Source organism: Streptomyces sp. NPDC002773 (assembly GCF_040295605.1).
Classification (GTDB): Bacteria; Actinomycetota; Actinomycetes; order Streptomycetales; family Streptomycetaceae; genus Streptomyces.
This window is the reverse complement of record NZ_JBEOVO010000012.1, coordinates 42,757-64,493: the sequence shown is the minus strand read 5'-3', so window position 1 is coordinate 64,493 and position 21,737 is coordinate 42,757. Positions and strand designations below refer to the sequence as shown.

General features: G+C 72.9%; 19 protein-coding genes. 13 read left to right on the top strand and 6 right to left on the bottom strand.

From position 1 onward, the window contains the following. Positions 1–53: 53 nt before the first annotated feature. Genes ABT034_RS16990 through ABT034_RS16975 form a run of 4 tightly spaced genes read left to right on the top strand, consistent with a single transcriptional unit; the run spans position 54 to position 3,294 of the window. On the top strand, positions 54–1,358 hold the full coding sequence (locus tag ABT034_RS16990; RefSeq protein WP_351215817.1) for a condensation protein: 1,305 nt from the start codon (positions 54–56) through the stop codon (positions 1,356–1,358). After that, positions 1,355–2,194, top strand: coding sequence for a class I SAM-dependent methyltransferase (locus ABT034_RS16985; protein ID WP_351215815.1), 840 nt, complete (start codon positions 1,355–1,357; stop codon positions 2,192–2,194). Before ABT034_RS16990 ends, ABT034_RS16985 begins: the two co-directional genes overlap by 4 nt. Positions 2,195–2,197: 3 nt before the next feature. Then, positions 2,198–3,103, top strand: a complete 906-nt coding sequence (locus ABT034_RS16980) for a DMT family transporter (protein ID WP_351215813.1) — start codon at positions 2,198–2,200, stop codon at positions 3,101–3,103. Then, positions 3,100–3,294, top strand: coding sequence for a Trm112 family protein (locus ABT034_RS16975; protein WP_351215811.1), 195 nt, complete (start codon positions 3,100–3,102; stop codon positions 3,292–3,294). The genes ABT034_RS16980 and ABT034_RS16975 overlap by 4 nt, the downstream gene beginning before the upstream one ends. Positions 3,295–4,494: 1,200 nt before the next feature. On the opposite strand, the gene ABT034_RS16970 is transcribed toward ABT034_RS16975, so the two are convergent. Next, the gene (locus ABT034_RS16970) at positions 4,495–5,187 is read right to left on the bottom strand and encodes a TetR/AcrR family transcriptional regulator (protein WP_351215809.1); all 693 of its coding nucleotides are present in this window, start codon (positions 5,185–5,187) and stop codon (positions 4,495–4,497) included. 128 nt (positions 5,188–5,315) lie between these two features. Between ABT034_RS16970 and ABT034_RS16965 the strand changes: the two genes are divergently transcribed. The 4 genes from ABT034_RS16965 (at position 5,316) to ABT034_RS16950 (ending at position 11,244) form a co-directional block, all read left to right on the top strand. Further along, positions 5,316–5,939, top strand: coding sequence for an isochorismatase family protein (locus ABT034_RS16965; RefSeq protein ID WP_351215807.1), 624 nt, complete (start codon positions 5,316–5,318; stop codon positions 5,937–5,939). A 198-nt stretch (positions 5,940–6,137) separates the two neighbouring features. Then, entirely contained in the window at positions 6,138–8,678 is a 2,541-nt protein-coding gene (locus ABT034_RS16960; protein ID WP_351215805.1) for a YfhO family protein, read from the top strand. Positions 8,679–8,820: 142 nt separating this feature from the next. Then, positions 8,821–9,786, top strand: coding sequence for a glycosyltransferase family 2 protein (locus ABT034_RS16955; protein WP_351215803.1), 966 nt, complete (start codon positions 8,821–8,823; stop codon positions 9,784–9,786). Positions 9,787–9,789: 3 nt separating this feature from the next. Continuing rightward, positions 9,790–11,244, top strand: coding sequence for a polysialyltransferase family glycosyltransferase (locus ABT034_RS16950; protein ID WP_351215801.1), 1,455 nt, complete (start codon positions 9,790–9,792; stop codon positions 11,242–11,244). 78 nt (positions 11,245–11,322) lie between these two features. On the opposite strand, the gene ABT034_RS16945 is transcribed toward ABT034_RS16950, so the two are convergent. After that, a complete protein-coding gene (locus tag ABT034_RS16945) occupies positions 11,323–12,096 on the bottom strand; it encodes a VOC family protein (RefSeq protein WP_351215799.1) in 774 nt (257 codons plus the stop codon). Between the two features lie 173 nt (positions 12,097–12,269). Here ABT034_RS16945 and ABT034_RS16940 point away from each other — a divergent pair, with 173 nt between their 5' ends. After that, entirely contained in the window at positions 12,270–13,097 is an 828-nt protein-coding gene (locus ABT034_RS16940; protein WP_351215797.1) for a sulfurtransferase, read from the top strand. Positions 13,098–13,200: 103 nt separating this feature from the next. On the opposite strand, the gene sepH is transcribed toward ABT034_RS16940, so the two are convergent. Continuing rightward, entirely contained in the window at positions 13,201–14,241 is a 1,041-nt protein-coding gene (gene sepH, locus ABT034_RS16935; protein WP_351215795.1) for a septation protein SepH, read from the bottom strand. A 486-nt stretch (positions 14,242–14,727) separates the two neighbouring features. On the opposite strand from sepH, the gene ABT034_RS16930 reads away from it, so the two are divergent. Then, entirely contained in the window at positions 14,728–15,624 is an 897-nt protein-coding gene (locus ABT034_RS16930) for a hypothetical protein (RefSeq protein WP_351215793.1), read from the top strand. Between the two features lie 3 nt (positions 15,625–15,627). On the opposite strand, the gene ABT034_RS16925 is transcribed toward ABT034_RS16930, so the two are convergent. Both ABT034_RS16925 and ABT034_RS16920 read right to left on the bottom strand, forming a co-directional pair. Next, the gene (locus ABT034_RS16925) at positions 15,628–16,968 is read right to left on the bottom strand and encodes a D-arabinono-1,4-lactone oxidase (protein WP_351215791.1); all 1,341 of its coding nucleotides are present in this window, start codon (positions 16,966–16,968) and stop codon (positions 15,628–15,630) included. Beyond that, positions 16,907–18,172, bottom strand: coding sequence for an MFS transporter (locus tag ABT034_RS16920; protein WP_351215789.1), 1,266 nt, complete (start codon positions 18,170–18,172; stop codon positions 16,907–16,909). The genes ABT034_RS16925 and ABT034_RS16920 overlap by 62 nt, the downstream gene beginning before the upstream one ends. A gap of 214 nt (positions 18,173–18,386) precedes the next feature. Here ABT034_RS16920 and ABT034_RS16915 point away from each other — a divergent pair, with 214 nt between their 5' ends. Beyond that, positions 18,387–19,514, top strand: a complete 1,128-nt coding sequence (locus ABT034_RS16915; RefSeq protein ID WP_351215787.1) for a ferrochelatase — start codon at positions 18,387–18,389, stop codon at positions 19,512–19,514. A gap of 27 nt (positions 19,515–19,541) precedes the next feature. Beyond that, entirely contained in the window at positions 19,542–20,342 is an 801-nt protein-coding gene (locus tag ABT034_RS16910) for an inositol monophosphatase family protein (protein ID WP_351216026.1), read from the top strand. 190 nt (positions 20,343–20,532) lie between these two features. On the opposite strand, the gene ABT034_RS16905 is transcribed toward ABT034_RS16910, so the two are convergent. Further along, complete coding sequence (locus ABT034_RS16905) at positions 20,533–20,706, bottom strand: hypothetical protein (RefSeq protein ID WP_351215785.1); 174 nt, start codon at positions 20,704–20,706, stop codon at positions 20,533–20,535. Positions 20,707–21,079: 373 nt separating this feature from the next. Between ABT034_RS16905 and ABT034_RS16900 the strand changes: the two genes are divergently transcribed. Further along, a complete protein-coding gene (locus tag ABT034_RS16900) occupies positions 21,080–21,733 on the top strand; it encodes a response regulator transcription factor (RefSeq protein ID WP_030146958.1) in 654 nt (217 codons plus the stop codon). Positions 21,734–21,737 lie beyond the last annotated feature (4 nt).

Sequence of the window (21,737 nt, the reverse complement as noted above, 5' to 3'; positions counted from 1 at the left end):
TCGACGAGGTGTCGCGGCACTGCCTCAGTGACGACGAGCCGGAGAGCGTACACATGGAGGTCCATCTGCCCGGGCGGCTGGACCCGGTACGGCTCCGGGCCGCGTTCCGGCGGGCGCTCCTGGCGCACCCCCGGGTGCTGGCACGGGAAGTACCCGGGCGCCGGCACCGGCGGACCTTCGCGTGGGAGCTGACCGGGCGACCGGACAGCGATCCGGTGACCTTCGCCGGGTGCGGACCCGAGGCCCTGGCGCGGGCTCGGGCCCGCGCCCTGGCGCAGTGCCCCCCGCTCACCCTGTCGCCGCCGATGCGCCTGGACGTCGTTCAGATGGACGGGGAAACCGGCGCCGGGGCCGCGACCGTGCTGCTGCTGACGATGCATCACACGGCTCTCGACGCCGGGTCGGGGCTGCGGGTGCTCGCCACGACCGCCGAACAGTACGGCGGCACGGCGGCCCTCCCGGTACCCGAGCGGGTACGGCCAGGGAACCCGGGTCCGGCTCCGAGCGGGACCGGCGGCACGCTACGGGCGCGACCCGTACGGGTCGCGCCGGACTCCCGCCCCGGGCCGGTACGCGCCCGCGCCGTGGGCAACGGCATGGTGCAGGCGGACCTGCCCGTTCCGAGGCGGGCGGAGCCGGACGGGGACCTCCCGTCCTGGACCGTCAACGACCAACTGCTTGTCGCCGCGTCCCTGACGGTGGGCCGCTGGAACGCCTCGCGAGGGCGACCGGCCGGTCCGGTACGGATCACGATGCCCGTGGACGACCGTCCGCGCGGCACGGAGATGCCGATGGGCAACGGGACCCGGCTCGTGGAGGTGGCCATGGCCGCCGAGGACCCGCGCGACACGGAACTGCTGCTCCGTGAGCGGCCGGACCCGGAGGCCGTGGCCCGGCTGCTGCGCAGCACCGCCCGGCGCACCCGCGCGCTGAAGTCCACCCAGGGCGCCCCCATGGGCGCCGGGGCGAGCCTGCTGACCGCACCGCTGCTGCCGGTCGGCATCCGGGGCGTGCTCACCCGTGGCGCACGGCGGGCGGCGGCATCCTGGACGTCGACGGTGCTGGTCACCAACCTCGGACGTGTGCCGTACGCGCTGGATTTCGGCGACGCCGGGCGGGCGACGGCCGTGTGGTTCTCCGCACCGGCGCGGATGCCGCGCGGACTGAGCGTGGCGGCGGCCTCCACCGGCGGGCGACTGCACGTGACGCTGCGCTGGTCGCGGGCGCTGCTCGGCGACGCGGCCGGGGCGGAACTGGCGGACGTGTTCGCGGAGTCGCTGTCGACGACGTCTCTCACCCCGGCCGGGGACGCCTCGGCGACCCAGAACAACCAGAACAACCCCAAGAGGCCGTCATGAACCCCTCAGCCACCGGCTCGGCAGAAACCGGCTCCGCAGCCATCGGCTCGGCAGAAACCGGCTCCGCACCCACCGCCAAGTCGCCCGAGGCGCCGGTGTCTTCGCCGGGCCCGCGCGCCCCCGGGCTGCGGGACTTCTACGAGAACCCCACCGTTCCCGTCGCCTCCGGCGAGGCCCGGACCCTGCGGCAGGCCCGGATGCTGGCCGACGCGCTGGGCCCCGTGGGCCCCGGCCGCCCCGCCGCGACCGTGCTCGACGTGGGCTGCGGGGACGGCTCGGCGGGCGCGATCGCCGCCCGCGTACTCGACGGGCACCGCATCGTGGGGATCGACTGGTCGCAGGACGCCCTGCGCCGGGCGGCGCCGCGCCTCAGCCAGGTCGTGCGCGGCGAGCTGACCGGCAGCGGGCTGCCGTTCGCCTCCGGCAGCGCCGACGCCGTGCTGTTCAGCGAGGTCGTCGAGCACCTCGTCGACCCCGACAGCGCCCTCGACGAACTGCGCAGGGTCCTGCGGCCCGGCGGACACCTCATGCTCTCCACGCCGAACCTCGCCGCCTGGTACAACCGCGCGCTGCTGCTCGCCGGGGTCCAGCCGGTCTTCTCCGAGGTGAGTCTGCGCGGTATCCACGGCAGACCGGGCAGCGAGGTCGTGGGCCATCTGCGGCTGTACACGGCACGCGCGCTCCGCGAGTTCGTGGCGGCGTCCGGGTTCGAGGTGGTGAAGGTCGCGGGTGCGCCGTTCCACGGAGTTCCGCGCCCGCTCCGCCCGTTGGACCGGCTGGCCTGCGGCGTACCGTCGCTCGCCTCCATCCTCCTCGTGCATGCGAGAAGGGTGTAGCCCGTGGTGTGGGGTGTGGCCGCCGCACTGGTGGCGAACGTCCTGTACAGCACCGGCTTCGTCCTGGAGAAGCGGGCGCTGGCCGGCATGCCGCCGCTGAGTGCCGCACGGCCGGGACAGGCCCTCCTCCTGCTGGCGAGCCGACCTCTGTGGATCTGCGGGGCCGTGGCGCTTGCCCTGGGCTTCGCCGCGCAGCTCGCCGTCTACCGCACCCTGCCGATGGCCGCCGCCCAGGGCCTGTTCCTGTCCGGTCTCGTCCTGCTGCTCGTGCTCTCGTCGGTGGTGCTCGGCGAGCGCCCCTCCGGCCGCGAGCGGCGCGCGGTGGCGGTCATCGGTCTGGCGCTCGTGATGGTGGTGGCCTCGCTGTACGAGACCAGCGAGGAGATCAGCCGTACCGCTCCCACGGGCATCCTGCTGGCCCTGTGCCTGCCGACCCTCGCGGCCGGGCTCGTGCTCTACGCCGCCGCCGAGCGGCGCGCCGGCCGACGCCATCGGCAGCCGACCACCGGAGTGGCCTACGCCGTCGCGGTCGGTCTGATCTACGGCGTCAGCTCGCTCGCCATCAAGGGCGTCTCCGGGCATCTGGACACCTCGGACCTCCTGGGCTCGGTGCCGGCCCTGCTCGCCTCGCCGTACCCGTACCTTCTGCTGCTGACAGGGGTCAGCGGCCTCGTCCTGTCGCAGACCGCCCTGCAGCGCTGCCGGGCGTCGCTGATCGTCCCGGTGTGCTCGACGGTGAGCTGTGTGTTCTCCATCGTGAGCGGCACGATCGCGTTCGACGAGCCGCTGCCCGACGACCCGTTGCGGCTGTTACTGCGGCTCGGCGGCACCGTGCTCGCACTGACGGTCCTGCTCACCCTGCCGCGACACGAAGCGAACACCCCCACATCTGAAGGAACCCGGCCATGAAGCCAGACAGCCCGCTGCTGAAGATCCTCGCCTGCCCGCTCGACAAGGGCCCGTTGCTCCTCGACGAGGCAGGGGGCGCCCTCTACAACCCCCGCCTGCAACGGCGTTACCCGATCGTCGACGGCATCCCGCAACTCCTTCCCTCCTCGGGTGTGCCCGCCGTCGCGGAGGGTCCTGCCGTCGCCGAGTGAAGAGCCGATGACGTGGTGAGCCGGACGGGCCGGTTTCCGTCGGAGCCGACGTTCGTTGTCCGGTCCGTGGGGTGATCGTGCGTGACACCCGGCTTCTCCCTCGGAAGGCAGGACATGGCCACACGTAGAGGCTTTCTCGGCGGCGCCACCGCGGCCGGTGCCGTGACGATCCTCGGGGCCGGCCCGGCGCCGGCCGTGGACGGGCCCGGGCCCGCGCTCGTCGACCCGGTGCTTCAGGAGAGGGCGGCCCGCGACGCGATCCTCGCCGCGAACAGCGGCATGCGCTCCCACTATGCGGCGCTGAAGGCCGACCTGATCAAGCATCTCGGCCCCGTCGTCGTCGTGCAGAACGACGCCAAGGGCGGCCGGTTCACCCTCGTCCACGACGGCACGCGGGAGTCGGTGCACCCCGTCGCCGAGATCTTCGAGCTGGCGAAGTCGGTCAGCCATGTGCCGCTGGGTGTCTTCGCGATCATCGCGCCCTACCTGAGCGACAAGGTCCCCAACCTCCCCAACGGCCACCGCATCGATCCGCACGACCTGCGGATGGTCGCCTTCAAGGAGGCGGGCGGCACCGGCTGGATCACGCCGCTGCGGACGTACGCCGACACCCTCCTCGCCGCACGCCGCCAGCTTCCGACGGCCAATATCCCTGCGGAAATGGTCACTTCGTGCACGAAGGTGATCGACGGAGCGCTTGCGTTCATCGACACCTCCGTGTCGGCCGAGTCCTTCGACATCAAGTCCTTCGGGGACTTCTCGCGCAGTGTGTACGCCCCCATCCGCACCAACATGAAGCACGCGGCCCGCGCCCAGATCGCCGGCGTGGAGGACCTCATGCGGCGCTGGCGGGCCAGGATCGGTGAGGAGGCCTGGAAGGACCTGTACACCGTCGTCCTGTCCCAGTGGGCGACGTCCGTGCTCAACCAGAACTCGATCATCATCAGGCCGTGCATGAACCCGGCGAAGGTCGCCACCCATCTCATCGACCTGCCGGCCGCCGAGCCGCCCTCGGACCCGGTCCACGTGGCCCTGGACAACCTCGCCCGGATCGTGCAGGACAACATCGCGGCCGAGATGGTCTTCCCCGCGGACACGGTGCTCGCCGACGCGCTCAAGGGCCCGCAGGACCTTCTCTCCGACGAGATCCTGGCCCAGCTCGGCGGCGGTGCCGGCGGCGCAATGGCCTCCTCCTCCGCCTCAGCCGCGAGCGAGGAGGCCTGCCCCTTCCGCGCCCGTCAGCCGGTCGAGGGCCGCGGCGACGCTCCCGGGCGTCGCCGCCCCCGTGAGGGTGCCGACGAGCGCCTGGGCGAGGACGGTCGCCGTGCCGATCCGGGTGTCCTCCCGCTCGTCGCCAGTGGCCTGCCCGATCACCGCGTCCCGTACGGCAGTTGAGATCTCGGAGTCTCCGAAGAGGTCCGGGAACGACAGGGCCATCATGCACACGCCCACGTTGGCGGAGAGGATCGACTGGCCCGCGAGTTCGGGCGTCGTCCGCAGCCGTCCGGCGTCGCGGCAGCGCTCGACGGCCTTCAGGAGGATCGCCTGTGCCTCCTTGATGGCCTGCGGCTTGGCGTCGCCCGTCGGCGTGAACATCAGGCGGTAGAGGTACGGGTTGCGGAGCGCGAACGCGACGTGGCTGTCCCAGGCCGTCCGCAGGTCCGCCACCGGGTCGTCGGTGAGCGGGTTCTGCCTCTTGGCGGCGAGGAAGCGCTCGAAACCGATGTCGGCGACCGCCGTGAGCAGTCCCTGCTTGTCGCCGAACTGACGGTAGATCTCGGGCATGCCGACCTTCGCCCGGTCGCAGATGGCGCGGGTGGAGATCGCCAGCGCGTCCTTGGTGGCGAGGAGTTCCTCGGTGGCTTCCAGGATGCGCTCTCGGGCCGTCGACATGCCTCTCACGATAACAGCGCTAACAGTCCTGACCTGGGTGACTGCCCGTCTTGTAATCATCGATTACGAACTGTGTTAGCGTCGTATACGTCCGGGGCGCCGCGCCCCCCTTGCCGAAAGGAACCGCCATGACCGCGTCCACCACCCTCCGTCAGGTGATCGGCCTTCCCCAGGAGCTGCCCCGCCTCAGCGAGTCGGCCCTGCTCATGATCGACTTCCAGAACACCTACCGCGGCGGGGTCATGCTGCTCGACGAGGCCGAGAAGGCCGTCGCCGCCGGTGCGCGCCTGCTCGCCGCCGCCCGTGCCGCCGGTACCCCCGTCGTCCACGTCGTCAACGACGGCGGCGAGGGCACCCCGTACGACATCCGCGCGGAGATCGGCGCGATCAGCGACGAAGTCGCCCCGATCGAGGGCGAGAAGGTGGTCGTCAAGCAGTTCCCCAACGCGTTCCACGCCACGGACCTCGAAGAGACCCTGAAGGACCTCGGCGTCGGCGTCGGCGGAGACCTGGTCATCGCCGGGTTCATGACGCACATGTGCGTCCTCTTCACCGCACAGGGCGCCTTCAACCTCGGCTACCGCCCGACCGTGGTCGCCGAGGCCACCGCGACCCGGCCGCTGGAGGCGCCGGACGGCACCGTACTCCCGTCGGCCGCGCTGCAGACGGCGAGCCTGACGACGGTCGCGGACCTGTTCGGCACGGTGGCGCGTACGGTCGACGAACTCGCCACCCTGGCACCGACCGGCTGACCCGTACCGGAACAGCCCCCCGGCGCCGGCCGACCGACCCGCACCAGCCCCCGCCCCCCCGGCACCGGGAGTTCACCCGAGGTGTACCGGAAGACCGCCTGGTGATCGGTTGCGGGTCGTCCGACTCGGCGGTAATGGCCGTCGGCCCGTGACGCGTCACCCCGGGCGTTCCCGTTCCGTGCGCCCCCTGGAGGACGTGTGCCCCCCGCCGCCGAGACCGTGCTCGACGAGGTCGACGGCGAGGAGGGGGCGGACGGGCGCCCCCTCCGGACCGGCGGCGCCCCGGCACGCGGCCTGCGTGCCCCGGCCGTCGCCGGGCCGCTCTCCGCCGCCCTGCTCACCGCCGTACTACTCTGCCTCGCGACCCGCCTCTCCCGCAGCTACCCCTTCGGTCCCGTGACCAGGAACGTCGTCGACCTCGGCCAGCAGTACCTGCCGTTCCACGCGTACTGGCGCTCCTTCCTGCTCGGCGAGACGGACGGCGACGCCTTCCTCAACTGGAACTCCGGCTTCGGCTCCAACTTCCTCGGCGACATCGGCACGTACCTGAGCAGCCCCTTCGACCTGCTCGTCGTGCTCTTCCCCGCCGACCGCGTCGAACTCGCCCTGTACGTCGTCACCGCCGCCAAGATCACGGCGGCGGGGGCGGCGATGGCGCTGCTGCTCCTCCGGCTGCGCCCCGGACCCTGGCCGGTCGCCGCCGTCCTCGGCACCGCGTACGCCCTGTCCGGCTGGACCTTCAACCTCGGCGCGTCCGTCCCGATGTGGCTCGACGGGCTCGTCGCCTTCCCGCTGCTCTGCCTGGTCGGGGAGTGGGCCCGCACCGGGCGCCGCCCCGTCCTCGGCCCCCTCGTCGTCGCGCTGGCCTGGACCGCCAACTTCTACACCGCGTACATGGCCACCCTCGGCGCCGCCGTCGTCCTCGTCCTACGGCTCCTCACCGCCGAGGAGACGGCCTCCGCCCGGCAGCGCCTCGCCGGCGCGCTCCGCGCCGCGCGCGGTGTCCTCATCGGCATCGGGCTCGCCGCGCCGCTCGTCGTGGTGGTCTTCCTCGGCACGAAGGTCGCCGACCCCACCCCGGTGACCACCTTCACGGCCGCCGCCTGGACGGACGTCCTCGCCCGGTTCCTGCCCGCCACCGCGAGCGTGGCCAGCCCCGCCCTCTTCATCGGTACGCCCGCGCTCGCCCTCGCCCTCACCCTGCCGTTCAACCGGGCCGTCGCCCCGCGCGTGCGTGCCGGATGGTCGGCCGCGATCGTCCTCGTGACGCTCTCCCTCCAGTGGGAGCCGACCCATCTCCTCTGGCACGCCGGAGCCTCGCCCAACGGCGGCCCGTACCGCCAGACCTTCGTGCTCTGCGGCCTGCTGCTGATCGGCGCCTGGTTCTCGGCCGCGCGCGGCGTGCCGCGCCCGAGCGCGCTCCTCGGGGGCGGCGTCCTGCTCGGACTCCTCGCCTGGGCGGCCCGGGGGAGCGTCGACATCGACCGGTGGACCTACCCCGCCTTCGGCGCGGCCGCGGCCCTGGCGCTCACCGCCGTCCTCCTCGCGTCGCTGCCGAACGCCCGCCGAACCACCGCGCGCGTACTGCCCGTTCTGGCCGTGGCCCTGTTCCTCGTCGCACAGGCGGGCGAGGCGGCCGTCACCGGGAAGCGGATCGAGGAACAGCAGCTCAGCAAGGTCGCCTGGTCCCCCCGGATCGGCCCCTGGCACACGGCCGTGGCCGACGAGGTGGCCCGCGCCGACGCCTGGCCCCGCCACCGTACGGACCCCGGGGAGGTCCCCGGCGGCAACGACGTGCTCATCACGGGCGGGCAGGGGCCCGACTACTACAGCAGCCTCACCGCAGAGGTGACCTCAAGCACCCTGGCGTCCCTGGGCTTCGGCTACTACGCCAAGGGCCGGCATCCGGTCACCCTCGACAACCCGGTGACGGACGCCCTGTTCTCCATCGGCACCCGGATCCGATCGCGGCCCACGGAGCCGGTACGGCAGGACGCGGCGCCCCGCGCCACCGTCTCCGTCGCCACCACCCCCGTACCGCCGCTCGTCACCGTCCGTCCGCCCGGACGGCCGGCCACCCACGCCGGGGACTCCGCCTTCGCGCGGCAGGAGCGCCTGCTCGGCGCCGAGGTGTACGAGCTGCCGCCCGCCGCCCGTACCGGACGCACCCTCACCGCCCGCTGCCCGGCGGGCTCCCAGGTCTGGTTCTGGGCGCCCGAGTACCGGGGCGAGGCGACCCTCACGGGGGAGCGGCCCGTGTACTTCGAGGGCAAGCCGCCCGCCGTACGCGCCCCCATGCGGGCCCTCGGCGCCGTGCCCCCGTCCGGGGAGGTACGGATCGAGCTGAGTCCCGAGAAGAAGCTGCGGCTGCCCCGTCAGCCGGTCGGCTGCCTGGTCCAGGACCGGCTCGACTCCGCCGTACGGGAGTTGACCGCCACCGGTGCCACGCGGGTACGGGCGACCGGCCACACCGTCACGGCCGAACTGCCCCCCGGCAGCACGGGAACCGCCGTGCTCGCGGCGCCCCGCATCTCCGGCTGGCGCTGCGCCGCCGGTGACGCGGAAGCCGAACCCGCGCGCGCGTACGAGGGGCTCGTCGCCGTCCCGCTCGACGGCCGGGCGACCTCGGTCACCTGCTCCTTCCGGCCACCGGGGCTCCGCCTCGGCGGCGCCGTCGGCACGGCCGCGCTCCTCGCCCTGGCGGCGACGGCGGTCCTGCACCGGCGGACCCGCCGATGAGGCGGTCTCCGCGCGGACTTTCCACAGGGGACGACAAGAGTTCACCCGGAGTGCACGCGCGGATCGTTCGTCCGGAGAAGTGGAGCGTTACTGTGCCCGCCGTAGCGGCGTTTAATTGTTCGATTCAGTATGGGGATTCCGAGTGCCGAAACTGTCCGTCGTCGTACCGTTCCACAATGTCGGGCCATACGCGCCCGACACCCTGCGCAGTCTCGCGAACAACGCGGATCCGGAATTCGAGTTCCTGCTGATCGACGACTGCTCGACGGACGACACCCCGGAAATCCTCGACCGCTGGCGCGACCGCCTGCCCAACGCCACCGTCATCCGGCACGAGACGAATCTCGGCGTCGCCCAGGCGCGCAACACGGGAATCGACGCGGCACGCGGGGAGTACCTCACCTTCCTCGATGGCGACGACTGGTACGCGCCGGGCCACCTCGCCGCCACCGTGGCCGGAATGGACCGGCTGGGCTGCGATTTCGCCCGTACCGACCACGTCCTCTCCGAGGGCCGGAAAAGGCAGATCCGTTACGCCCCCGCCAAGCGCCGCGACACGTTGATGGACCCCCGGGACGGGATCTCGCCCGCCAGCATGGTGACGATGGTGGACTATCCGTTCGTCCCCTTCGGCATGTACAGCGCGCGGCTCTTCGAAAACGGCGCCTCGCGTTTCGAGACCTCCCTGAGAACGGCCGAGGACCGGCTCTGGGTCTGGCGGCTCCACCTCAAGGCCCGTACCTTCGCGGCGCTTTCCCTGCACGGGGTCTTCTACCGGCGGGGCGTCACCACCTCGCTCACGCAGATCACCGACAACCGCCAGCTCGACTTCATCCCGTCGTACGACCTCCTGCTCGACGACGTCTCCAGGGACGCGGAGGCGGAACGGTTCCTGCCGAAGGCGGTCCGCACCTACTGCGCGATGATCGCCTTCCACATGGGCAAGGTCGGCAAGTACGAGCCCGCCGTCGCCGAGCGGCTCCGCGCCGACGTGGCCGACGCGCTGCACCGGATGCCGCAGCACGTCCTCGACGAGACCCTGGCCACCATGGACACCCCCCGCAGCACCCTCCTCCGGAGCCTGCGCGACACCGTAAGGACCGCCTGACCCATGGCCCCCGACAAGGCCCCGGCCGCCTCCGACACGGCTCCTGCCGCCGCCCGGGCGGCGACACCCGGCACCGACAGCGGCACCGGCACCGCTACCGGCACCGCCCCCGACTCCCGGCCGGTCCAGATCTTCCAGGTGTCCACCCTCTACGGCGCGGCCACCCTCGCCGCCTCGCTCGACGCCGGTCAGTTCGGCCCCCGCGAGGACGCCCGCCGCCTCCTGCTGATCTCGCGCAACGCCGAGATCCCGGAGACGGCGCTGCGCCTGGAGACCATGACCGGGTACGAGCGGGTCGCCGCCCGCTTCGACGGGACCCTCGACTGGAACGAGACGATCCACCCGTACCACCCCGCCGCCTGGGCCCCCCGCCCCGAGGAGGCGCCGCTCTGGCAGCGCGTGCTGCGCACGGCGTGGGACCTGGGCACCGCCCCGGTGGAGCTGATCGTCGAATCCATCCAGGTCAACCCCGCGAAGGCGCTGGCCGGCACCTTCCCCGAGAGCAGCCTCCACGTCTACGCGGACGGCCTCATGAGCTACGGCCCGACCCGCAACGACCTCGCCCAGTCGATCGCCTGCCGCATCCGGCGGGTCCTCCACCTCGACCTGGTGCCGGGCCTGCGGCCCCTCCTCCTGAGCGAGTACGGCGTCGAGCCCGAACTCGTCCCCGACGACGCCTTCCGCGCGGTCCTCGCCGAGATCGCCGAGGAGGCCGCCGACGACCCGGACATCACGCGGGCCGCGGCCGCCGAGCCCACGGCGCTCCTGCTCGGCCAGTACCTCGCCGCCCTGAACCTGCTCACCGCGGAGGAGGAAGAGGAGTTCCACGTGCGGATGCTGCGCGGGGCGGTCGAGGCCGGGCACCGCTCGGTCGTCTTCAAGCCGCACCCGAGCGCGCCCGCCAGCTACTCGCAGGCGCTCCACGACGAGGCGGAACGGTCCGGCGCACGGCTCACCGTCCTCGACGGGCCCCTGCTCGCCGAGACCTTCTACGAGCGGTGCGACGCGCTCCGGCTCGTCGTCGGCTGCTTCTCCACGGCGATGTTCACCGCCGCCGTGTACTACGGCGTCCCCATCGCGCGCGTGGGCACGGCCGAGGTCCTCGAACGGCTCACCCCCTTCGAGAACAGCAACCGCATCCCGCTGACGGTCGTCGACCATCTGGTCGCGGACCTGGAGGGGGGCGAGGAGCCCGCCGTCCCCGGTCCCGCGCCGGAGTCGATCACGCCCCTCGTCCGCGCCGTCGGCTACTGCATGCGGCACAAGAGCCACCCGGGGATGCGGGAGGAGACCACCGTCTTCCTGGCCGCGCACCACGCCGATCCCGGCATCGCGCACCACTTCCCCGCCGAACGGCTGACGCAGCTCGGGCTTCCGGGCGGAACGCCGACCCCGCCGCCGCAGGCCGGCACGCCGTTCCGGTTCGGCCGGAGCCTCGTACGGTCCAGGCGCGGCTGACCGCGCCCGCGGGGCCGGCGCCGGTTCCGGGGCCGGCGCCCCAACCCCGCCGGATCACCGGATCACCCGATCACCGGATCACCGTGCGGCGGTGGACCTGACCAGGGTGAAGACGGCGCCCTCCGGGTCCGTCACCAGGGCGAGCCGCCCCGCCGTGGCATCGCGCGGCGGGCGCAGCACATGCCCGCCGAGCTCCACGACGAGCCGCGCGGCCGCGTCGGTGTCGGCGACCTCGAAGTACGTCATCCAGTGCGGGCCCCGGTCCCGGGGCAGCGCGTCGCCGACGCCGTGCAGGGAGGCCACCGGGAGCTCGTCCACGGAGAGCGTCGCGTAGTCCTCGTCGGTGGACTCGACCGGCTCCATCTCGTAGCCGAAGACCGTCCGGTAGAACTTGCCGACCGACGTCTCGTACGTGAGGAGCTCGTTCCACACCGGCGTCCCGGGCGGCCCGGCCGTCGCCGTCCCGTGGTGCGCCTCCGCCTGCCAGACGCCGAAGACCGCGCCCGTCGGGTCGGAACAGATCGCGAGCCGGCCGGCCTCGCCCGCGTCCAGCGGGCCCACTGCCACGGTGCCGCCGCAGCCGCGGATGCTCTCGGCGGTCTCGTCGGCGTCGGCGGTGGCCAGATAGGGGGTCCAGGCGATCCGCAGATGCCGGTCCGGCGGCAGCTGGCCGATGCCCGCCACCTCCTTGCCGTCGAGCAGCGCGCGCACGTACGGGCCCAGCTGCTGCGGACCGGGTACGAACTCCCAGCCGAACAGCGCGTGGTAGAACTCCAGCGTGGCGTCAAGCCCGTGCACCATCAGACTCACCCAACACGGTGTGCCGGGTGTGCGCCGAGTCGCCTCGGTCATCGTGACTCTCTCCTCGGACCGTCGTCGTGCCCGTGCCCCTGTCCGATGGTGACACCGACGGGGCCGTGGCGCGTCCCGGTCGCACCAACGAGTGGCGTGCCCCGCGGTGACGGACGCGGGGAGGACGCCGGGTTCGTCCTCCGCGGCCGTGCGGCTGCGCGAGGATGGCACCCATGAAGCCCATCATCTCCGCAAGCGAACTGCTGAGCGAGTCGGCCGGGGCCCGGCCGCCGGTCCTCCTCGACGTCCGCTGGACGCTGGGCGGCCCGCCCGGCCGTCCGGCGTACGAGGCCGGGCACCTGCCCGGCGCGGTCTACGTCGACCTCGACACCGAACTGGCGGGGCCGCCCGGCGGCGGCGGACGGCACCCGCTGCCCGACCCGGAGGTCTTCGGAGCCGCGATGCGCCGTGCGGGTGTCTCGGCGGACACCCCGGTCGTCGCCTACGACGGAGGCCTCGGCTGGGCCGCCGCCCGCGCCTGGTGGCTGCTCCGCTGGGCGGGCCACCGGGACGTACGGGTCCTTGACGGGGGCCTCGCGGCCTGGGAGGGCGAGCTCACGGAGAAGGTCCCCGTGCCGGCGCCCGGCGACTTCCGGCCGGAGCCGGGCGCGCTCGGACTGCTCGACGCCGACGGCGCGGCGGCGCACGCGCGCGCGGGGCTGCTCCTGGACGCGCGGGCGGCCGAGCGTTACCGGGGGGACGTGGAGCCGATCGACCGGGTGGGCGGTCACATCCCGGGCGCGGTCTCGGCCCCGACGACCGAGAACGTCGGCACGGAGGGGCTCTTCCTGGGCGCCGACGTCCTGAGGGGCCGGTTCGCCGCCCTGGGCGCGGCGGAGGGGACCCCGGTCGCGGTCTACTGCGGCTCCGGTGTCTCCGGCGCCCACGAGGTCCTGGCCCTGGAGATCGCCGGCGTCCCCGCCGCGCTGTACGCGGGCTCCTGGTCGGAATGGTCGGCCGACCCCGCCCGCCCGGTGGCCACGGGGCCCGACCCGCAGTAGCGGGGCCGAAAACCGAAGGGCCCGCACCGATCCGGCGCGGGCCCCTTCTCCCGTAAGGCTACGGCGACCGGAACCGGTCCCGGCCCCTCCCCGTACAGCTGCGTCAGTCCTGCTTCTTCCTCCGCGTGCCGAAGACGATCTCGTCCCAGCTGGGCACGGCCGCGCGGCGGCCCGGGCGGACGCCGTCCGCCTCCGCCTGGCGGTCCGTCGTGCCGGTGAGCCGGTCGCGGTGGCCGGTGACGGCGCGCGGCATCAGGACGTCGGCGTACGCGGAACCCGCGCCCGCCGAGGCGGCCGGGGCCGGCGGCTCCTCCGCACCGGCCTCGTCCGAGGGCTCCGAGTCCGGCTGCTCGGGTACGACCATGTCGCCGCGGAAGCTCGGTACGGCTTCGAGCAGGCTGGTCAGCGAGTCCCGCTCGTCCTCCGGCTCGACGGGCACGGGCGCCCGGTCCAGCTGGCGGTCCGACCGGTCGATCTGACGGTCGAGGGCCCGGTCGAGCGGCCTGTCGCGGGGCAGCCGTGCGATGCGCGGCACGAAGGGGAAGCTCGGCTCCGGCGCGGCGGCGATCGTGTCGTCCGTCTCGCCGATCAGGGCACGGGCCTCGTCGTCCACCGCCTGGACGAGCCGCCGGGGCGGGTCGTACGTCCAGCTGGCGGTGTGGACCTCGCCGGCGACGCGGTAGACGAGCAGCACTTCCCAGGTGCCGTCGTCGCGGCGCCAGGAGTCCCACTGCACGGTGTCCTTCTCGGCGCCGCGCAGCAGCAGCCGCTCCTGCACCGCCTCGCCGAGCTGGGGGCCGCTGTTCTCGCCGGGCCTGCGGACCGGGGTCTTGCGGGCCCGCTCCGCCATGAAGGCGCGCTCGGCGAGCACGGGGCCCTCGAAGCGGCGCACCCGGTCGACGGGGATCCCCGCCATCTGGGCGACCTCCTCCGCGGAGGCACCGGCTCGTATCCGGGCCTGGATGTCGCGGGGGCGGAGGTGGCTCTCCACCTCGATCTCGATCTGGCCGAGGCGCGCGCGGTCGTTGCGCACGGCGGCGCGGAGCCGCTCGTCGATCGGAAGTGTGTACTCCGTGCTGTCAGCAGCCTTCAGCACCAGTCGTGTGCCGTCGTTGGAGACGGCCACGACACGCAGTTCGGGCATGGGGACCTCCCGGGTGGTGCCTGCCGACGTCACGTGCGTCGCTGCTTCCGCTAGTCGAGTGTGGCCTGCCCGGGTGCAGCCTGCCACTACCTTGCCGAGTTGCCCGGCGTGTCGGGCGTGGACCCTGGAACGCCGTTATGACACGGTGACCTGTTGGCTACCCGGAGTGACAGGCGGTCACTCTGTGCAGTCGGTTCCCGTGCGCTGCCGCGGCGCCGCCGGTTCGAGCGCCGTCTCCGGCTCCCTCCCCTTGATCCCGGGCACCCGTGAAGGCGTCCGGACCCAGGGTTCGTCAATGTACTCCATTCGGGCCACCGGGGTGGACCGGCGCGCCGCCCAACTTCTCGGGCGGTACGGGAGTTGAGTGTCCGTGATCTTCCCCCGTACGTGTCGCTCTTCACAGAATCAGCAGAAACGGAACTTTTCGCTTCGCCTATTTGTCCCTTCTGGGTGCAAGGTCAACGGAAAAGCCGTCAGGGGTCGGAGATGCGCCACAGGCCGGAAGGCGACACGGAGGAACCGGAGGAGGAGAAGGAGGGCGGCAGGAGAAGGATCGACCTGAGCGTGGCTCAGGTCTCGGGCAGCGCGCTGGCCGCGGTCATCGCCGCCAAACTCGCCTCCACCCTCGGGGTGTACGGCACGATCGTGGGCGCCGGTGTGATCAGTGTCATCGCGACCTGCGGCGGCCCGCTCTTCCAGCACCTCTTCCGTCGCACCGGTGAACAGGTGCGCGACGCGACCGGGGCCGCCAAGCCGAAGGCCCGTCAGATACCGGTGGCAGGGCCTCGGGACGACCGCACCCTGATGCTCGGCACGGTCCGGGCACCCCTTCCGTACGACGAGGAGTTCGGCACGGCGACCACCCACGGCACGCGCGTGCGTGGCTGGAAGCGTCCCGCGATCGCCGCCGCGCTGGTCTTCGGCGTCACGATGGGCGGCATCACCACCTACGAACTGGTCTCCGGCCAGGACTTCAGCGGGACGCAGGGGACCACGACCTTCGGCTCCGTCGTGCGCGGCGGCGGGAGCACGGACCGGCAGGCGCCGCACGAGGAGAAGGACCCCTCGCCGACTCCGTCCGGGTCTTCCGACGGCACCGGGAGTCCCGAGGACGGCGCCGGGAGTCCCTCGACGGGCAGCACCCCGGCCCCGGGCGACCAGGACACCGGCCGGACCGGCACCACGCCCCCCTCGCCGGAACCGACCCCTTCCGGCTCCACCGACGGCGAGTCGTCGCCCCCGCCGACCCCGACGGGGCCGACGACGGGGCCGACGACAGGGCCGACGACGGAGCCGACCGCCCCGACCCAGGAGCCGACCACCGGGACCGGGGAGCCGACGGCGCCGTCGGCCCCGACGCCGACCGCACCGGGAGCCGAGTGACCGTCAGTCGCCCAGGACCCGGCGCAGGTAGTCGTTGGCGAACAGCCGGTCCGGGTCGAGGCGGTCGCGCAGCGCCGTGAACTCGGCGAAGCGCGGATAGACCTCCGAGAAGTAGGCGGCGTCCCGGGTGTGGATCTTGCCCCAGTGGGGGCGGCCGCCGTGCGCCGTCATGATGCGTTCCACCGCCGTGAAGTACGCGCGGTGGGGCGTTCCCCTGTAGAGGTGGACGGCGATGTACGCGGTCTCCCGCCCCGACGCCGTGGACAGCGTGATGTCGTCCGCCGGAGCCGTCCGCACCTCCACGGGGAAGCTCACCTTGAGCGGCGAGCGCTCGAGCATCGCCCTGAGTTCGCGCAGCGCGGCGATCGCCGCCTCACGCGGAAGCGCGTACTCCATCTCCATGAAGCGCACCCGGCGCGGCGAGGTGAACACCTTGTACGGGATGTCGGTGTACGTACGGGCCGACAGGGCCCTGCTGGAGATCCTGGCGATCGAGGGGATGACCGGGGGCACCGCGCGGCCCAGCGCGCAGGCCACCTGGAACACCCCGTTGGAGAGGAACTCGTCCTCGATCCAGCCGCTGACCCGGCCGGGAGGAGCCGCGGGGCCCGCGCTGCGGTTGTTGCGCTTGGTGTTGCAGTTGTCCGTGTGGGGGAACCAGTAGAACTCGAAGTGCTCGTTCTCCGCGTGCAGCGCGTCGAACTCCGAGGTGACCCGGTCGAAGGACATCGGCTCCTCGCGCGCGGTGAGCAGAAAGACGGGCTCCATCGCGAAGGTGATCGCCGTGACGACACCGAGGGCGCCGAGCCCGATCCGGGCCGCCGCGAAGACCTCGGGATGCTCCTTCTCCGAGCAGGTCATCAACTGGCCGTCCGCCGTCACGAGCTCCAGCTCGCGGATCTGCGCGGCGATCGAGGCCGAATCGCGGCCCGTGCCGTGCGTCCCCGTGGAGACGGCCCCGGCGGCGGTCTGATCCATGATGTCGCCCATGTTCGTGAGCGACAGGCCCTCCCGGGCCAGCGCCACGTTGAGCCGCTTGAGCGGGGTGCCCGACTCGACCGTGACGGTCATCGCCTCACGGTCGATCCGCCGGATCCCGGTCAGCAGACCCGGCCGGATGAGGACGCCGTCCGTCGCCGCGATCGAGGTGAAGGAGTGGCCGGTGCCGACCGTCTTCACCCGCAGCCCGTCCTCGGCCGCCCGGCGCACCGCCGCGGCGAGCTCCTCGGCCGAGGCCGGGCTCACCTCCCGTACGGGCCGGGCGGTGACGTTCCCCGCCCAGTTACGCCACGGGCTGTTCGCCGTCCTGGTGCTCCCCGACCCCGCTGCTGTCGTCCCGCTCACGCTGCCCCTCCCGGTTCGGCGCCGGCCTGCGGAGCCGGCGGTGTCCGAGGAGACCCACCGCGACCGCGAGCGCGCCCGAGACGACGGGCACCACGTACCCCGCCTCGGCCCCCGACGCGTCGACCACCCAGCCGGCGGCCGAAGAGCCGAGCGCCACGCCGATCGCGAGCCCGGTACCCGTCCAGGTCATGCCCTCGGTCAGCTTGGTGCGCGGTACGTGCGCTTCGACGAGGGCCATGGTGGTCACCATCGTCGGTGCGATGGACAGGCCCGCGACAAAGAGCGCCACGGCCAGCAACGGCAGGTTCCCGGCCAGTAGGAGGGGGATCATACTCACGGCCATCGCGCAGATGCCCAGGAGCCAGCGGCGGGACGGGTCGCCCTTGAGGTGCAGTAGGCCGAAGACGGCGCCGGCCAGACACGAACCCAGCGCGTAGACGGCCAGGACGAGACTCGCGGCGGCCTTGTGGCCCTGCTCCTCGGCGAAGGCCACGGTCACCACGTCCACCGAGCCGAAGATGGCGCCGGTGGCGACGAAGGCGAGGGCCAGGACCTGGAGTCCGGGGGAGCGGAGCGCGGAGACGCCCCGGGTGCCCTTCTCATGAGGGTGCGGGGCCGGCTCGGTGGCGCGCTGCGCGGTCAGCCAGAAGACGCCCACGGCGAGGAACATCCCGGCGAACAGGGGGCCGGCCTCGGGGAACCACGCCGTCGACAGACCGATGGAGATGATCGGCCCGAAGATGAAGCACACCTCGTCGACGATCGACTCCCAGGAGTACGCCGTGTGCAGGCGCCGCTCCTCGCCCCGGTAGATCGCCGCCCAGCGGGCCCGGGTCATGGCGCCGACGCTCGGCACGCAGCCGATCACCGCGGTGAAGACGAAGAGCGTCCAGTCGGGGGCCTGCTGCTGGACGCAGAGCAGGAGTCCGGCGCCCGCCGCGAGCGAGACCAGGGTCACCGGGCGGAGCACCCGGCGCTGTCCGTGCCGGTCGACCAGGCGCGAGACCAGGGGGCCGAGGACGGCGGCGGACATCGCGAGCGTCGCCGCGAGCGCGCCGGCGAGGCCGTACCGGCCGGTGACCTGCGAGATCATGGTCACGATGCCGATGCCCATCATGGACAGGGGCATCCGGCCGAAGAATCCGGCGACAGAGAACGAGGCGGTGCCGGGCGCCTTGAAGATCGCGCGGTAGGGACTGGGCAAGAGGTTCTCCGGATCTCCGTGCTTCGGAGCTGGCTCCGCGCGACGACTCGACACGACTCAACACGTGTAATTAATAGCTAAAGCCTACGGTGTTGAAGTCGATGGGTCATCCCCCTTTTCGGACGAACGCGATTCCGGACGAGCGGCCCCCGGGCGAACACGGTCCGACGGGCCGCGCCGCCCGGTGTCAGGGGCGGGTGGGAGGATCGGTGCCATGTCCGATCAGCACGATCCCGCCCCGTACGACGCCCTGCTGCTGCTCTCGTTCGGCGGCCCCGAGGGCCCGGACGACGTGGTCCCGTTCCTGGAGAACGTGACCCGCGGCCGCGGCATCCCGAAGGAACGGCTCAAGGAAGTGGGGCAGCACTACTTCCTCTTCGGCGGCGTCTCCCCGATCAACGACCAGAACCGCGCGCTCCTCGAAGCGCTGCGGACGGACTTCGCCGCCGCCGGCCTCCAGGTGCCCGTCCACTGGGGAAACCGGAACTGGGCTCCGTACCTCACCGACACCCTCCGCGAGATGATCACCGACGGCCGGCGCCATATCGCCGTCCTCACCACCAGCGCGTACGCCTCCTACTCCGGCTGCCGCCAGTACCGCGAGAACCTCGCCGACGCCCTCGCCACCCTGGAAGCGGAGGGACTGCCGCTGCCCCGGGTCGACAAGCTCCGGCACTACTTCAACCACCCCGGCTTCGTCGAGCCCATGGTCGAGGGCGTCCTCGCCTCCCTCGCCGAGCTCGACCCGTCCGTACGGGACGGCGCCCACCTCGCCTTCACCACCCACTCCATCCCCGACTCCGCCGCCGACACCTCGGGACCCGTCACCGAGCACGGCGATGGCGGGGCCTACGTCCGGCAGCACCTCGACGTGGCACGGATGATCTCCGAAGCCGTCCGCGAGGCGACCGGCACCGACCACCCCTGGGAGCTCGTCTACCAGTCCCGCAGCGGCGCCCCGCACACCCCGTGGCTGGAGCCGGACATCTGCGACCACCTGGAGGCACTGCACGGCGCCGGGGTGCCCGCGGCCGTCATGGTCCCGATCGGCTTCGTCTCGGACCACATGGAGGTCCTCTACGACCTCGACACCGAGGCCACCGCCAAGGCCGCCGAACTCGGGCTGCCCGTCCGGCGCTCGGCGAGCGTCGGCGCCGACCCGCGCTTCGCCGCCGCCGTCCGCGAACTCCTCCTGGAGCGCGCCGCCCACGAGCGCGGCACCCGGGCCGAGCGGTGCGCCCTGGGCGCGCTCGGACCCTCCCACGACCTGTGCCCGATCGGCTGCTGCCCGGCCAGGGCCGAGCGGCCCGCCGCGGCCGGCGCCGACAGCCCGTACGCGTAAGGAGACCCAGTGACCGACGTGAGTGACGTGACCGACCCGCTCCTCTCCGAGCTGCTCGACCTCGCCCTCGAGGCGGCACGGCGGGCCGGAGCGCTGCTGCGTGACGGCAGGCCGGACGACCTGGCGGTGGCGATGACCAAGACGAGCCCCATCGACGTGGTCACCGAGATGGACATCGCCGCCGAGAAGCTGATCACCGGCTTCATCGCCGAGCACCGCCCGCAGGACGGCTTCCTCGGCGAGGAGGGCGCCTCAAGTCCCGGCACCAGCGGGATCCGCTGGGTGATCGACCCGCTCGACGGCACCGTGAACTACCTCTACGGCCTGCCCACCTGGGCGGTCTCGATCGCCGCCGAACGGGACGGGGAGGCCGTCGTCGGCGTCGTCGAGGCCCCGATGCGCGGCGAGACGTACCGCGCGGTCCTCGGCGGCGGCGCGTTCGCGGGGGACCGGCGCCTCGCCGTCCGCCCCTCGCCGGCCCTCGACCACGCCCTGCTCGGTACCGGCTTCGCGTACGTGCAGTCCCGGCGCGCCCACCAGGCCGACGTCGTCCAGCGCGTGATCCCGCGCGTGCGGGACATCCGGCGGGGCGGCTCGGCCGCCATCGACCTCTGCGACGTGGCCGCCGGCCGCCTCGACGCGTACTACGAGCGCGGCCTCAACCCCTGGGACCTCGCGGCGGGCGCCCTGATCGCCCGCGAGGCGGGCGCGCTCACCGGCGGACGGCCGGGGGAGCCGGAGTCGGGCGAGCTGGTCCTGGCGGCCCCTCAGGGCCTCTTCCCGGAGCTCCAGGACCTCCTGGAGGAACTGGGCGCCTGGCACGACTAGGACGCGACCGGACGCGGTTCCGGACGCGCGAGGGCCCCGGTGCCGGGAAGGCGCCGGGGCCCTGCTCGTACGCGGGTCGAACGGTGGTGGTCGGGTGGTCGGGTGGGGCGGTACGGGTCGTGCGGGTCAGGCGAGTCGGTACGGGTGAGGCGGGTCGTACGGGGCAGGCGGTCGAACGGGTCGGTACGGGTCAGACGCCCGGCAGGGCGACCTCGACGCCGTGCTCGGCGGCCAGCCGGTGCAGGTCGTCCAGCTCCGCCTGCTCGACGTCCGCCAGGTAGTCGTCGCCCGTCTCACGAGCCCGCGTGAGGTCGGTCTGCGTGGTCCTGATGCGGTGCAGCAGGCCTGCGGTGAAAGCGTCCATCGTGCGCCCCCTCGTCATGGGTCCGGTGGCACGGGGGTGTGCCGAGGGTGGGTGGATCACACGCTGCGGTCTCCCGGGAGCGGAGAGCGGTAGGTGGCGCGCCACATACAGGGCGTGATCACGGGGTGTGCAGACGTCCTCCCCAGCCCTTTCCTCACAGAAACCTCAACTGGCCCGTGAATCCGGTGAATTCTTCGCCTCCCGCCGAGCGGCCCGCCCCACGCGCCCGCGTGGCCCCCGCCCGCCCGCGGCTCCGCACCGCCGTCTTACAGCCGGTTTACGCGCGTACGGGGCAGGATGGACACGCACAGTCAGTGCTCAGGTCTCAGCCGGTCCCCCTCCGGACAGCGGCTCAACGGGAAGGATGTACGACGTGCGCGTACTCGTCGTCGAGGACGAGCAACTGCTCGCCGATGCGGTGGCCACCGGACTGCGCCGGGAGGCCATGGCCGTCGACGTCGTGTACGACGGTGCGGCGGCCCTGGAGCGCGTCGGGGTGAACGACTACGACGTCGTCGTCCTCGACCGCGACCTGCCCCTCGTCCACGGCGACGACGTCTGCCGGAAGATCGTGGAGCTGGGCATGCCCACCCGCGTCCTGATGCTCACCGCCTCCGGCGACGTCAGCGACCGCGTCGAGGGCCTGGAGCTCGGCGCGGACGACTACCTTCCCAAGCCCTTCGCCTTCACCGAGCTCACCGCGCGCGTGCGGGCGCTCGGGCGCCGTACGAGCGTGCCCCTGCCGCCCGTCCTGGAGCGCGCCGGCATCAAGCTCGACCCCAACCGCCGCGAGGTCTTCCGCGAGGGCAAGGAGGTCCAGCTCGCGCCGAAGGAGTTCGCCGTCCTGGAGGTCCTCATGCGCAGCGAGGGCGCCGTCGTCTCGGCCGAGCAGCTCCTGGAGAAGGCCTGGGACGAGAACACCGACCCGTTCACCAACGTCGTACGCGTCACCGTGATGACCCTGCGCCGCAAGCTCGGTGAGCCGCCCGTCATCGTCACCGTGCCCGGTTCCGGGTACCGGATCTGACCCG

Excerpts from the sequence above, each read along its gene's own strand:
- ABT034_RS16975 (WP_351215811.1), top strand. The coding sequence starts at position 3,100 with ATGAAGCCAGACAGCCCGCTGCTGAAGATCCTCGCCTGCCCGCTCGAC.
- ABT034_RS16990 (WP_351215817.1), top strand. The coding sequence starts at position 54 with ATGGAGGTCCATCTGCCCGGGCGGCTGGACCCGGTACGGCTCCGGGCC.
- ABT034_RS16950 (WP_351215801.1), top strand. The coding sequence starts at position 9,790 with ATGGCCCCCGACAAGGCCCCGGCCGCCTCCGACACGGCTCCTGCCGCC.
- ABT034_RS16970 (WP_351215809.1), bottom strand. The coding sequence starts at position 5,187 with ATGTCGACGGCCCGAGAGCGCATCCTGGAAGCCACCGAGGAACTCCTC.
- ABT034_RS16965 (WP_351215807.1), top strand. The coding sequence starts at position 5,316 with ATGACCGCGTCCACCACCCTCCGTCAGGTGATCGGCCTTCCCCAGGAG.
- ABT034_RS16915 (WP_351215787.1), top strand. The coding sequence starts at position 18,387 with ATGTCCGATCAGCACGATCCCGCCCCGTACGACGCCCTGCTGCTGCTC.
- ABT034_RS16930 (WP_351215793.1), top strand. The coding sequence starts at position 14,728 with ATGCGCCACAGGCCGGAAGGCGACACGGAGGAACCGGAGGAGGAGAAG.
- ABT034_RS16945 (WP_351215799.1), bottom strand. The coding sequence starts at position 12,096 with ATGACCGAGGCGACTCGGCGCACACCCGGCACACCGTGTTGGGTGAGT.
- ABT034_RS16940 (WP_351215797.1), top strand. The coding sequence starts at position 12,270 with ATGAAGCCCATCATCTCCGCAAGCGAACTGCTGAGCGAGTCGGCCGGG.
- ABT034_RS16985 (WP_351215815.1), top strand. The coding sequence starts at position 1,355 with ATGAACCCCTCAGCCACCGGCTCGGCAGAAACCGGCTCCGCAGCCATC.
- ABT034_RS16905 (WP_351215785.1), bottom strand. The coding sequence starts at position 20,706 with ATGGACGCTTTCACCGCAGGCCTGCTGCACCGCATCAGGACCACGCAG.
- sepH (WP_351215795.1), bottom strand. The coding sequence starts at position 14,241 with ATGCCCGAACTGCGTGTCGTGGCCGTCTCCAACGACGGCACACGACTG.